The sequence below is a fragment of the Clostridium swellfunianum genome, assembly GCF_023656515.1.
Lineage (GTDB): Bacteria > Bacillota > Clostridia > Clostridiales > Clostridiaceae > Clostridium_AT > Clostridium_AT swellfunianum.
Window position 1 is genome coordinate 1243013 of the sequence record NZ_JAMOFV010000006.1, and the last position, 13134, is coordinate 1256146.

The window sequence follows — 13134 nt, forward strand, 5'->3', positions numbered from 1 at the left end:
TCGTCTAGGAGTGATTAATCCTATGGAAAGAAAAATATCAGGCTATCAGCTGTTTACAACTCTGTTTATACTCCCTTATGGAAGTGCTGTCCTTTTTTTTCTGGCAGCTGATACTAAACAGGATGCCTGGATTGCTATACTTATCTATACACTTCCAGGTATTCTGCTGCAATATGTATATATTGCACTTTTCAAATACTATCCTAAGGATACTATAGTAACTTATATGCCAAAAATATTTGGTAAATATTTAGGTACTCTTATAAGTATAATTTACACCCTATATTTCCTTTACTTGTCTGCAAGAGTACTTAGAGATTTCACTGGACTTATATCTATATCCTCTATGCCCCAAACACCTAGAGTATTTATAGGCTCACTACTTATACTAACTGTAGCCTATGGAGTGATGACTGGCTTTGAAACTATTAGCAGAGCTGCTGAGATACTTTTTCCTCTAATGATGCTTGGCCTAGTTGGTGCTTATATACTACTGCTTATAACACAGGGTGTATTCTTTTTTGATAGACTTGAACCTATAGCTGAGAAAGGTTTTCTAAATGTTATTCAAAAAGGATGGAAACTCATAACTTTTCCCTTTGGCGAGCCTATAGTCTTTTCTATGCTCTACAGCACGGTAAATGAACCTTATAAGATTAGAAAATTAGTAACCTGGTCTATTATAACTGAAGGGGTAGCATTATCTGCTATTACCATAATGTTTATCGCTGGTCTTGGTGTAACCTTTGCTTCAAGCACTAACTTCCCTCTCCTGGAAACCTTAAGGCTTATACAGGTTGGAGGCTTTTTAGACAGGTTAGATATTATTATAGTTGTTACATTAGTTGTTGGAGGATTTATGAAGATTAGTATTCTCATGTATGCTTCTATCCTAGGAACCTCACAGTTGTTAAAAATCAATAATTTTAGATTTTTAGCTTTTCCTTTTGCTGCAATAGCTCTAATACTTTCAGAGGTTATAGCCAGAAACTATCCCCAACATATTAAACTTGGATTAGATTTTACGGTTAAGTACATACATCTTCCAATACAGATTATTATTCCACTTTTGGCATTAGCACTTGCTTACTTTAAAAATAAAAACAAAAACTCCCAAGTCACAAACTAAAGACTTAGGAGTTTTTTATTAGAGACGAGAAGTCTCTCTATATACAATTTTAGTAGGAACAATAACCTTTTCCCTATTAGCTTCTCCCTTAATCTTTTCAATAATAAGCTTTGAAGCTTCGTATCCTAAGGTAAAGGCATCTATATCCACAGATGTTAAGCTTGGATTAGTAAGCTCTGAAGAAGGTACATTATTAAAGCTCATAATTTCAATGTCTTCGGGAATTCTTAAGCCACATTCCTTAATAGCATCCATAGCTCCAAACGCCATAACATCATCAGTTACAACTAAAGCTGTAGGTCTTTCACTAAGAGTCAACAGCTGTTTAGTCTTTTCATATGCGCCTTGTGTTATAAACTCAGAGAGTTCTAGTATATACTCTTTTCTAAAGGGTATATCATGTCTTTTAAGAGCATTCATATATCCATCAAGTCTGTCTAGGGATACTACAAACCTAAAGGACCCACTTATGAAAGCAATTTTTTTATGACCGTTACTTATAAGCTTTTCAGTAACCTTAAAGGAAGCTTCTACGTTGTCGTTATCTACATAAAGCACGTCCTTAGACTTTAAAGGCTTTCCTATAACTACAGATGGCGTTCCAAACTTTTTAAGTATTTCCATAGGAGAATTATCTACAGGGGAATACATTATGATAACTCCATCTACTCTTCCACCAGTAACAATGCTTTGCAAAGAATCAAGCTGCTCTTTTTCGGTATTTCCTGTAGATAGAAGGATGCAGTAGCCCTGCTCATGAGCTGCAGCTGAAACACCGCTTAGTGCTTGCGGAAAGAACGGATTTAAAAACGCTCTTTCCGTGGATTGAGGCATAACTATACCTATGGTATTTGTAGCTTTACTTACCAAGCTTCTTGCTATAGCATTAGGGTGATAACCTAATTCACTCATTGCATCTCTTACAATTCTCTTTGTTTCATCACTTATTCTAGGACTATCAGATATTACTCTTGATACTGTAGAAGGTGAAACACCTGCCAATTTTGCTACTTCTTTTATTGTGACATTCATATCCATAACCTCTTTATTATAAAGATATACGTGCAAACGTTTAGACACTTTATGCTTAAAATAAGGGGTAATTTCTTACCCCTTTTGAATTCCTTATTCTGTTCGCAAAGATTGATAATCTTTACGCCTTTTGAATTCCTTATTCTGCTCGTAAAGATTCATAATCTTTACGCCTTACATATTATCTTCCTTCCAAACTAGGAAAGCAATTATAAAAACTGTTGCTTCCTTAAAGTTTCTAATATCAAAGCCTGTTTCTTTTGTTATCTTGTCAAGCCTATATATAAGAGTGTTTCTATGTACATAAAGTCTTCTAGCCGCATCACTTATATTCAAGCCGCAATTAACAAACTCTTCAATAGTATTTATAATTTCATTATCAAAAAAATTGAATTTGTCTCTGAATCTATGTAAAAGCTCTTGTTTTACATTTTCAGTTATATTATAAACTATTTTCTCAAACAGCATTCGATCATAAAAATATATTTCTTCTTTTATACCAAAGTTTTTGCTTAAAATCAAGCATTCATTAGCTTGCTCATAGGATTTTTTTATATCCTTTATATTATAAATAGTACTTCCATAGCTAACATTGCAGCGGCAATAAAGATCAGATACTATGGAATCTTTAATACTTCTTGCATGCTCATCTACTTCTTCAAAAACACCGAGCACTATAATTCTATCATCGTAAATCATACTCACTGCTTCACTTTCGTTATAAAGCTGCCTAACAATATTAAGTGCTTCATATCTACTTCCATCAACGCTTACAAGAAAAAGTGTACATCCTTTTGCAAGAAAAGGAAAGTTCCTTTCAAGCTTATCAGCTGAAATATCCTTTCCTTCTAAGATATCAATGAGGGATTGTTCCCTCATTGAAAATATTTCTCTGTATTTATTTTCAATAGTATATCTTAGAAGCGATGTACAATTTTTATATTCCTCTGTTAACTCCAAAATTGCTTTTGAAGCTCCAAGATTTATCATTTCAGATACCCTGTCAGAGCGTTGGTCATCTTTAATACTTGAATATAGTACGGTATCATCCTCAAGCCTAATGCTGAAGCTTATGCCCGTATTCAAATCCAAGTCACTTAGAAAACTCTGAAAATTGTACATTAAACTTCCACCTCGCACGTTGTTTCTTTTGTATATATTGCTATAAAGCTCTATATCTAGATTACAGTATTTTCTGTTTCTTTGTCAAATACGTGAATCTTAGTTGTATCTAAAGCAAGCTTTAATACATCTCCAGGTTTAGCCTTTGAGCTTCCGTTTACTCTAGCAACGATATTTGACTTTCCTTTTGCAAGGTAGATATAAGTTTCAGCTCCCATAAGCTCTGTAACTTCAACTGACGCTGTCATTATAGCTTCTTGGTGCTTAGCTATAAACTCTTCACTATCATCTATATCTTCTGGTCTAATACCCATTATAACATCCTTGCCTACATAACCAGCCTTCTTAATAACAGCTGCTTTGTCTGCTGGAAGTTCTACTGATTCTTCTCCGAATGCAAGAACAATCTTTCCACCCTTTTCTTCTACCTTTGCATCTATGAAGTTCATTTGAGGTGACCCTATGAATCCTGCAACGAATATGTTAGCTGGATGGTCATATATGAATTGTGGAGTATCAACTTGCTGAATAACTCCGTCCTTCATAACAACTATTCTTGTTCCCATTGTCATAGCTTCTGTTTGGTCGTGTGTTACATATATGAAAGTTGTTTGTAATTTCTTATGAAGCTTTGATATTTCAGTTCTCATTTGAACTCTTAGCTTAGCATCAAGGTTTGATAATGGTTCGTCCATTAAGAATACCTTTGGCTCTCTAACTATCGCTCTTCCAAGAGCAACTCTTTGTCTTTGTCCTCCGGAAAGTGCTTTTGGCTTTCTATCTAATAAGTGCTCGATATCAAGAACCTTAGCAGCTTCTCTAACCTTCTTTTCAATCTCAGCTTTTGGAACTTTTCTTAACTTAAGACCAAATGCCATGTTATCAAAAACACTCATATGTGGATATAACGCATAGTTTTGGAAAACCATCGCGATATCTCTATCCTTTGGTGCTACGTCGTTAACTAACTTGTCTCCTATATTAAGCTCACCTTGTGATATTTCTTCAAGACCAGCTATCATTCTAAGAGTTGTGGACTTACCGCAACCAGATGGTCCTACGAAAACTATAAACTCTTTGTCTTCTATATCCAGATTGAAATCTCTAACTGCAGTTACGTTACCAGGATAGATTTTATAAATGCTTTTTAGTGATAAATTTGCCATTTTATATTTCCCCCTCTAATCGTTAGGTTTATTATGTTCAATAATCATAATGTTATTTTAACATGTAAACCTTTTTAAATCTATTCGTAAACTTTACAAAAGTAAAACTATCCTTTTGTAGAAAAGTACAAACCCTGGTACCAATCATTTTCTATAAACTTTCTATCAATTGCATTTAGTATTTCCCATTTTTTAAGACTCCACATAGGCCCAATCAGAAGTTCTCTAGGTGCATCCCCTGTGAGGCGATGAACTACTATATCTTCTGGAAGCATAGTTACAGCTTTACAAACTAATTCTATATACTCTTCTTGGTCCAAAAACTTTAATACCCCCGTCTCATATAGCTTAACCATTGGGGTTTGTTCCATAAGGTGAAGCAAGTGAAGCTTTATACCTTTAACTTTTTTGTGAGCTATATAATCAATAGTATTAAGCATATCCTCTTTACTTTCTCCAGGAAGTCCAAAAATTGCATGGACTACTACGTCGATGTTTCTTTTATTTAGCTTCTCTAAAGCTGTTTCAAACACCTCAATCTTATAACCCCTGTTTATAAGCCTTGCTGTTTTATCGTTTGAGGTTTGAAGCCCTAATTCCACCCAGACATATACCTTTTTGCTGAACTCCTCTAGTAAATCTAATACCTCATCATCAAGGCAATCAGGTCTTGTAGCTATAGCAAGAGCTACAACCCCCTGCTGATTTATAGCCTCCTCATACTTCTCTCTTAAAACCCTTATTGGAGCATAGGTATTAGTATAAGCTTGAAAATAAGCTATATACTTTCCTTCCTTCCACTTCTTATTCATCATTTCCTTTATATCTTCAAACTGACGAGTTATTGAAAAGCATCTATTTCCTGCAAAATCTCCTGAACCTCTTTCGCTGCAGAATACACAGCCACCCTTGCTTATAGTCCCATCTCTATTTGGGCAAGAAAATCCTGCATCTAGTGAAATTTTAAACACCTTCTCGCCAAACTTCTCTCTCAAAAAATAATTGAGACTATAATATCTTTTATCGCCCCATTCCTTTTTCATTAGTATCTTCCTTTCAAAAGAAAAGAATATAACAACATAAGAAGTTAAGAAGTTATATTCTTTTCTAGTTATATTCTTTTTTTATTTTACTTATATTATATCTTAAAGTCTCTTTATCTTAAACTCTTCCTTCAGGTTCATTTGATACTTACCTGCTAATTCAGCAGCTGCTTTATCATTCATATCTTTTTGAACCACTTCAAAGTTTACCACATCTTTATCAAAAGAGGAAAATACAATTTCAACCTTCCCATAAGGATACTTCTCTTCAAATTTTTCTTTTATAAGTTCTCCGCTGTCTGTATTATAAATCCTTATACATCTTCCTAGGTTAGATTTATTATATTGAACTACCAAAAATTTCTCTCCATTGGAAAATGTCATAAATTCTATTTTTGCATCTTTTAATAAATCCAGCGAAGTCATTTCTTTTCCTATTGGCTTTTCTCTGGTCATAGAGCCTTGTGAGCCTTTTTTATTGCCTCCGCCACCTTGATCTCCTTCGCCCTGACCTTCTCCACCTCCGCCGCCTCCACCGCCTTGGGTGGCCATGCTTTCATCAATCTTGATTATACCGATGTATGAATCTTTATCATAAGAGGATATGGCTATTCTTTCACCTTCATATCCAAAGTTCATAACTGAAAACTTGTTTCTAGGAACTATCTGCTTTGATAGGTTCCCTTTATCATCCTTAGAAAAAGCATATTGAGGAAAACTGCTGCTATCTATAAGCAAATTAGTTTTAATATTATTTTTACTTCTAACTCTAATAGTGTCTTGTTCAAGAAAAGCTTCTTTTTCTGTTTCATTTTTTACTTCGTCTATCTTGTAGTCTGTACCTTCCTTAACAACCTTTACACTGCATTCTTCCAAAGTTGCAACAGGCTTATCCAAACTCATTCTTGTTACTTTAATTTTAAAGAACCCGCTCCTTCCAACTTCACTTGTTTCCTCAACACTATAACCCTTAACCTTTAAATCGCTTTTACCTGCTTCCTTTGATTTTTCAGCTAGTTCCTTTGTATAAAGTTTCTTTGCATTCTCCATATCTTCCTTCATTAAGGCTTTCATATAGACATCTACTACATTTTGAGCTACTTTAATTTCAAATTCGTTTCCCTGTTCAGTTTGACCTTTTTTCTTTTCACTTTTACACGCTGAAAAAGTTGTTATAATGCAACACGCTAAAATACAGGACATAAGCTTTTTTATATGTATACGTCTCATCATTTGTATCCTCCTCAAAGCAATATCTAGCATTTTTCTTATATATAGTTTCCCAAAAAATAAAAATTTAATTTGCGAATACATTATTTTAAATTTTTTTTATATATTTATATAGAACGAACAAGTATAGAGGAGGAATTTTTTTGCGACGTGGTGTTGGACTTGCATTTCAAATTGCAGCGGTTTTTATTGGAACCATCGTTGGTGCTGGACTTGCCTCTGGGCAGGAAATAAGGCAATTCTTTACTGAATATGGCTATAAGGGCTTTGGAGGAATAGTATTATGCTGTCTTATATACATAGCTATGGGATATATGATATCTTCTATTAGTCTTAAATTTAATCTAAAATCCTATAATGAGCTAATAAATCTAGTAATCAGACCAAAATTATTTGCAAACTTTACCGATGGAATAACAAGCTTATTCCTAATAAGCGGAGCAGCAATTATATTAGCCGGCAGTGGAGCTTTAGTTAATCAATATTTTGGTATCTCCAAATGGATAGGAATTATAGCTATGGCTGTTATTTCACTCTTAGTACTGCTTAGAGATACAAAAGGACTTATCGAAGTTAATTCCTTTATAGTACCGTCACTTATAATAGTTCTTTTAACTATTTTTGCAATGTTCATATTTTTCAATAAGGATATTGTAAGCCTTAATACTGTTAAAAGCGCTCCAACTTATAAAACTAATTGGCTTATATCATCCTTGCTGTACAGCGGCTTTAATATTTTAGGCTGCAGCGGAGTTATAGTTCCGCTCAGTGCAGAGATAAGAAATAGAAAAAGCATGTTATGGGGTATTGTAATGGGTGCTCTTGTCCTTACCGGACTTACCTTTATAATAAACTTCATGCTGCTATTAAACGTTCCTTACATATTTAAATATGAAATACCACTTTTATACATATCCCATAGATTTGGCACCCTACTTCAAATGATGCTTATGTTTATAATATGGCTAGAAATGTTTTCAACAGAAGTTTCGGATGTTTACAGTGTGGGAAAAGCTATTACCCAAATTTTTGATATTCCTTATAAAACAGCAGTAGTGTTAGTAATCTTAATAGCTATCCCAATATCTCAGATTGGATTTGTTAATTTAATAAGAGTCATTTATCCTGCTTTTGGAGTGATAAGCCTTTTATTTATGATTCAATGTACATTCTTTTATTTTAAAAAATGCAAATAAAAAAAGTCAGCTGATTATTCCTCAGCTGACTTTTTATTTGCTAATTCAATTTTTTCTATTCTAACCTTATATTCTCCTTCAGGAGAAACAACATTAACCTTATCTCCAATTTTATGCTTATAAATAACCTTGCCTATTGGCGACTCTATGCTTATCATGTTGTTCATAGGGTCTGCTTCTATGGTAGTTACTATCTTAAATTCTTCTGTATCATCATCATCTAAAAACCTTAAAGTAACTTTTTTACCTAAGCCAACCTCATCATTAGCAGTAGTATCTTCTATTATCCTAGCAGTCTTTATCATTCTCTCTAAATATCTTATTCTGCTTTCATTTCGTGCCCTATCCCTCTTAGCTGACTTATATTCAAAGTTCTCACTAAGGTCCCCATGAGATTTAGCTTCCTTTAAGTCCTCATTAATATGTTTTCTAACAACAACTTTTCTATGCTCAATTTCCTCTTTAAGCTTGTTAATTGCTTCTTCCGTAAGGTAATTATGCAATACTACTCAACCCCTCTTAAATCAAAATCCGGAATAAAACTTTCAGACACAGTTCCTTCATCTTGAATAAAGGCATTTTTTATTCCTAAAGATAAACAATAATCTATTAAGCTTTCGTAATGCTTCTGATTGAGCGGCTTGTTTATTTCTGGATACTGAGAAACATTATTTACAGGAGTATATTGATTCATAATACTTATAAAAATAGAATGCTTAAAGGTTTGCCAAATATAATCAATTATTTTTTTAGAATCAAATAAAAGTCCAGGAAGCATTAAATGCCTAATAATAACTCCGCTAGTCATCATACCATCTTCATCAAACTTTGGCTTTCCAACTTGAGAAAACATCTCCTCTATTGCTTGTGAGGCAACCTTAAAATAACCTGGAGCATGTGAATACCTTACAGCATACTTATCCTCATAATATTTTAAGTCTGGAAGATATATATCTATATATCCTCTAAGTGCCTTTACAGTCTCTACATTTTCATATCCATTGCTGTTATAAACGATAGGCAGCTTAAGCCCGTTATTCTTAGCAAGTTTCAAGGCCTCTACTATCTGAGGAACAAAATGTGTTGGTGTAACCAAATTTATGTTATGAGCTCCTCTTTCCTGCTGCTCTAAAAAAATACTTGAGAGTCTCTCAACTGTTATTTCTTTACCCACGCCCTTATGGCTAATAGAATAATTTTGGCAAAATACGCACTTTAAATTACACTCAGAAAAGAATATAGTTCCTGATCCTTTTTCGCCAGACAAACAGGGTTCCTCCCAATGATGTAGAGAAACTCTAGCAACCTTAATATTTTTACCAGAACCGCAAAATCCAACCCTATTATCAAATCTATTTACACCACAATTTCTAGGGCAAAGCCTGCAACTTCTTAATAAGTCCATCATTATTAAATCTTATACCTTCCTAAGTCAGACTTAAAGCTTTGAGTTATCTTCTTAAATTCTTGAATGTTATCAATTAATTTACCTATTTCATTTGTATAGTTAGCAACACTTGCACTAACCTCTTCTGAAGAAGCAGAATTCTCCTCAGCAATTGCAGCAAGGGATTCTAGAGTATCGTAAATACTCGCTATAGAATCTGTTTCCTTATTAAGTTCCTCTATTGTCCTTATGGTTGATTCTGAAACGGTTTGTATCGAAGTAGTTGCTTCATAGCTTATATCTCTTACCCTTTGAAGATTACCAGTCTCGCTTTCCAGTACACCATATTGATCCTCTATCTTATCTACTAAAACCTTTATCTCATCAACAAACTGAGCAAGATTGGAGTTTATTTCTTGTACAGCTCCTGTAGTCTGTTCTGCAAGCTTTCTTACTTCTTCAGCAACTACAGAGAATCCTCTTCCTGCCTCTCCAGCCCTAGCAGCCTCTATCGATGCATTAAGAGCAAGCAGATTAGTCTGTTCTGAGATACCAGAAACAATAGAAACAATATTTGTTATATCCTTAGCCTTAGACTCAAGATTTTCTCCCTTGTCCTTAACCTCTTGGAATTTTTCAAGACTTCCTAATATATTTTTGCTTGTATTTTCAACATTCCTATAGCTGTTGTTAATCTTGTCTATTGCTTGCTGCAGCTCATCCTTATTAGTATTTTCATTCTTGACAATGCTTCTTAGAGCCTGAATATTATCGTTGAGTATGGAAACAGCTCTCTCAGTATTTTGGGCCTGATCAACCGAGCTATTTGCTACCTGTTCAACTACGTCTGTTATCTCAACTGAAGTAGTATTCATAGAATCTGTAATTATATTAATTCTATCGGCAAAAGTATTCATTTCATCAGTTATGCCTTTAAAGCCAACGAAATCAGCCCTAATAGTCTTCTTATGTCCTGATACACATTTAAACAATTCCTCAAAGAAGTCTTTTGTATCAATCTCAATATCTTCAACAAAATTGTTGGCACTCATTTTGTTTAAAGTTTCCTCTAGTAGACGCTTCGGTGCAACTAATACAGATGAAGCAATAAAGGATGCTGCTGCTGGCACTAGAGCTGCCAACAAAAGCCTTGCTATATTATCTGTACCCATTAATAACACTGAGCTTAAAGCAGATATAATAAAAGTAAATACCGAAACCTTAGCACCAAAATTTCTTATAAACCCTAAAGATAATAACTTACTAAAATGATATTTTTTCTTGAAGAATATATCTTTTTCAAAGGTGAGTTTAAGCTTTAAAGAATCGCTTGTCCTTTCAAGCTCCTGAATTTTAATTTTCTCATTAAATCTCTCGCAGCTGCCATCGAGCATCCCAAGAAAATAATCAAACATAGCTCTCTTGGATTTATAGGAAAAAATAGCATCTTTGTTTGATATTGCTTCTATTCCAACAAGTGGAGGTACTGCCCCTGGAAGCCTTTTAACCATAACAATATGAACATCGTACATAGATTTTAAGAATGAATATAAATTTTCATGTTCAAAAAACGCAGGAAAGTCCTCAGCAAAAGACTTTAAATTATCTTTTCCTATATTTCTCCATAAATCCTTAACTTCTAGGTTTTGACTCCTAGCTATTTGAACTATAACAGAAATGATCTTTTCATCGTCAACATTTTCTGCTGGTGAAAAGATTTTACCACTGCTCCAACCATTTGCAATCATAGCCTTGTCCACTACGATGTCACCATATAACCTTCTGCAGGTTCTTATCCAAGTTGCAACTACTGTCCCTTTCATTTTTGCACTCTCCCTCTTTTCTTGACTCCTAGCTTTATATCTAATAATAATTATCGCCTACTAAGCAGGTTTTATTAATATCTTCATAGAACAATTTTAACTATAACTATTTTTAAGTTTTTATACTGCAAAAATGCTAGAAATGCAGTAAGTGTTATATAATATAATATAATGTATGTACTAACAAAATGAAAGGGGTTATATAATGAAAAATATACTTAGAGTTTTTATACTGCTTTTAATAGTAGCAGTATTAGTAATATTTTTCCCTCGTCAAGTAGAACATGGAATTGTTATTAATCAAAATCCTACTGTTATTAAGTTATTAATTAATAACAAAACAAAAAGTTTTAAGGCATCTACCAAGTTTCCCAAATTAACTGTTGTTAATTTTAAATATAATCTATTAAGAGCCTACAGCTTTAAAGAAGTAGCCCCCATATCAGATAGGATTATGATTAAAGATAATTATCAATATGATTTAGAAACCTTGGGAAAAGCAACTGTTTCCAATAAAGCTAACTTTTATTCTTTAGATAATTCTAATAACATTACAATCTCCAGCAGCAAGAACCTTATAGTTGGAAAACCAAACGTAAAGTACTTTAAAGATAAGAGCAATCAATTAAAAACCTTTTTAGTTTTTCCAAGCAATTATTCTACCATGAGAGTTGGACTCTCAAACACTGGTTTTAGCTCTACATATCATGATAAGGTTCAATTAAAAACCGACTCTGTAGCTAAGCTTTACAGTCTAAGAGAAAACTTAGCCACAGATATTCCTAAAAACACTGTTTTAATAGTTGAACGTGAAGGAAAAAATCTAAAGCTGACTATTAACAATAAAACTGTAGCTTACAAAGATAGAATTTATTTGAAAGGTGATGCACTTACCATACAATCAGTAAAAAGAGGCTCAGAGAACTTTAATCCAACCTACAGTGGTGTTCTAGAGTTTAATATACTGGAAAATGGAATGAATGTAATTAATGAGGTCGATCTTGAGGATTATTTAAGAAAAGTAGTTCCCTCTGAAATGCCGGCTACTGGAGGATTAGAGTCACTAAAGTGCCAAGCAATAGCAGCAAGAACCTATGCTATATCCGACATGCTTGCAAATAGATTTGCAAACCTAGGCTTTTATGTAGATGACAGTACAAGAAGCCAGGTTTACAACAATACTCCTATGCAGTCGCTTTCAACCCAAGCCGTTAACACTACAAAAGGAATGATAATGACTTATAATAATCTACCTATTGATGCCAAATATTATTCAACTTCTGCTGGTACTGGCGTTGATTATCAAGATGTATGGTTTAATCCAGACGGCAGCAGTGAAGATAAACCCTATATTGCAACAAACAATTACCTGACTTCTAACCAACAGCTTCCAAAATCTGAAGAGGAGTGGTTAAATTTTTATAAAAGTACTTCTATAAAGGCAATAGATAGCGATTACCCCTACTTTAGATGGAAAATAGAATACTCATCTTTAGGCTTTACTACAGCACTAAATAAGACTTTAAAAAGCCTTTATGCTAGCGAGAGAGGCAAGAGTTTCATAACTGTTTATGAAAATTCAAAAGAGGTTAAAGACATGCCAGAGCTTAAAGAGCTTCAAGACACTAAGATACTTAAAAGAGGAGCTGGCGGCATAGTAATGGAGATTTCTTTCATATTCTCAAATGCGACAGTTAATGTAAGAAGCGACTCTTATATAAGAAGTTCCATAAAGTGTAATCAAGAATATACAAATGAACCTACTGCATTGGTACGGCATAAAGGAAACCCTCTCACAACAGTAAGTTCTCTTCCTTCAGCCTTCTTTTCTGTAGAGAAAAAAGATGGAAAGTTTATCGTATACGGTGGTGGCTTTGGACATGGTGCAGGAATGAGTCAATATGGAGCAATCGAGCTTTCTAAAAATGGAGTAAAGTTTGATCAAATTCTTAATACTTTTTATAAAAATGTAAAACTAGAGACAGTATACTAAAATAGGGAGGATT

General features: G+C 33.8%; 11 protein-coding genes. 3 read left to right on the forward strand and 8 right to left on the reverse strand.

All coding sequences use genetic code 11. From position 1 onward, the window contains the following. The first annotated feature begins 22 nt into the window (after positions 1-22). Positions 23-1129 carry a GerAB/ArcD/ProY family transporter gene (locus tag NBE98_RS05660; protein ID WP_250813454.1) on the forward strand — a complete coding sequence of 369 codons (1107 nt, stop codon included), beginning with the start codon at positions 23-25 and terminating at the stop codon, positions 1127-1129. A gap of 18 nt (positions 1130-1147) precedes the next feature. Here the strand turns inward: NBE98_RS05660 and NBE98_RS05665 are convergent, their stop codons facing one another. The 5 genes from NBE98_RS05665 to NBE98_RS05685 form a co-directional block, all read right to left on the reverse strand. Beyond that, the gene (locus tag NBE98_RS05665; RefSeq protein ID WP_250813457.1) at positions 1148-2161 is read right to left on the reverse strand and encodes a LacI family DNA-binding transcriptional regulator; all 1014 of its coding nucleotides are present in this window, start codon (positions 2159-2161) and stop codon (positions 1148-1150) included. A 174-nt stretch (positions 2162-2335) separates the two neighbouring features. After that, positions 2336-3283: a PucR family transcriptional regulator gene (locus tag NBE98_RS05670; protein ID WP_250813459.1), complete on the reverse strand. Its 948-nt coding sequence runs from the start codon at positions 3281-3283 to the stop codon at positions 2336-2338. 56 nt (positions 3284-3339) lie between these two features. Continuing rightward, entirely contained in the window at positions 3340-4449 is a 1110-nt protein-coding gene (locus NBE98_RS05675; RefSeq protein WP_250813462.1) for an ABC transporter ATP-binding protein, read from the reverse strand. Between the two features lie 107 nt (positions 4450-4556). Continuing rightward, the gene (mnmL, locus tag NBE98_RS05680) at positions 4557-5492 is read right to left on the reverse strand and encodes a tRNA modification radical SAM protein MnmL/YtqA (protein WP_250813466.1); all 936 of its coding nucleotides are present in this window, start codon (positions 5490-5492) and stop codon (positions 4557-4559) included. A 102-nt stretch (positions 5493-5594) separates the two neighbouring features. After that, the gene (locus tag NBE98_RS05685) at positions 5595-6725 is read right to left on the reverse strand and encodes a hypothetical protein (RefSeq protein WP_250813470.1); all 1131 of its coding nucleotides are present in this window, start codon (positions 6723-6725) and stop codon (positions 5595-5597) included. A gap of 140 nt (positions 6726-6865) precedes the next feature. Here NBE98_RS05685 and NBE98_RS05690 point away from each other — a divergent pair, with 140 nt between their 5' ends. Then, the gene (locus NBE98_RS05690) at positions 6866-7918 is read left to right on the forward strand and encodes a YkvI family membrane protein (RefSeq protein WP_250813471.1); all 1053 of its coding nucleotides are present in this window, start codon (positions 6866-6868) and stop codon (positions 7916-7918) included. 14 nt (positions 7919-7932) lie between these two features. On the opposite strand, the gene greA is transcribed toward NBE98_RS05690, so the two are convergent. From greA to NBE98_RS05705, 3 genes are read right to left on the reverse strand one after another with little or no spacing between them, the layout of a single operon-like run. Beyond that, positions 7933-8421, reverse strand: a complete 489-nt coding sequence (gene greA, locus NBE98_RS05695; protein ID WP_250813472.1) for a transcription elongation factor GreA — start codon at positions 8419-8421, stop codon at positions 7933-7935. Positions 8422-8423: 2 nt separating this feature from the next. Then, on the reverse strand, positions 8424-9323 hold the full coding sequence (locus tag NBE98_RS05700) for a radical SAM protein (RefSeq protein WP_432432677.1): 900 nt from the start codon (positions 9321-9323) through the stop codon (positions 8424-8426). Between the two features lie 5 nt (positions 9324-9328). Then, positions 9329-11128, reverse strand: coding sequence for a heme NO-binding domain-containing protein (locus tag NBE98_RS05705; protein ID WP_250813481.1), 1800 nt, complete (start codon positions 11126-11128; stop codon positions 9329-9331). Between the two features lie 205 nt (positions 11129-11333). On the opposite strand from NBE98_RS05705, the gene NBE98_RS05710 reads away from it, so the two are divergent. Continuing rightward, entirely contained in the window at positions 11334-13121 is a 1788-nt protein-coding gene (locus NBE98_RS05710) for a SpoIID/LytB domain-containing protein (protein WP_250813491.1), read from the forward strand. Positions 13122-13134 lie beyond the last annotated feature (13 nt).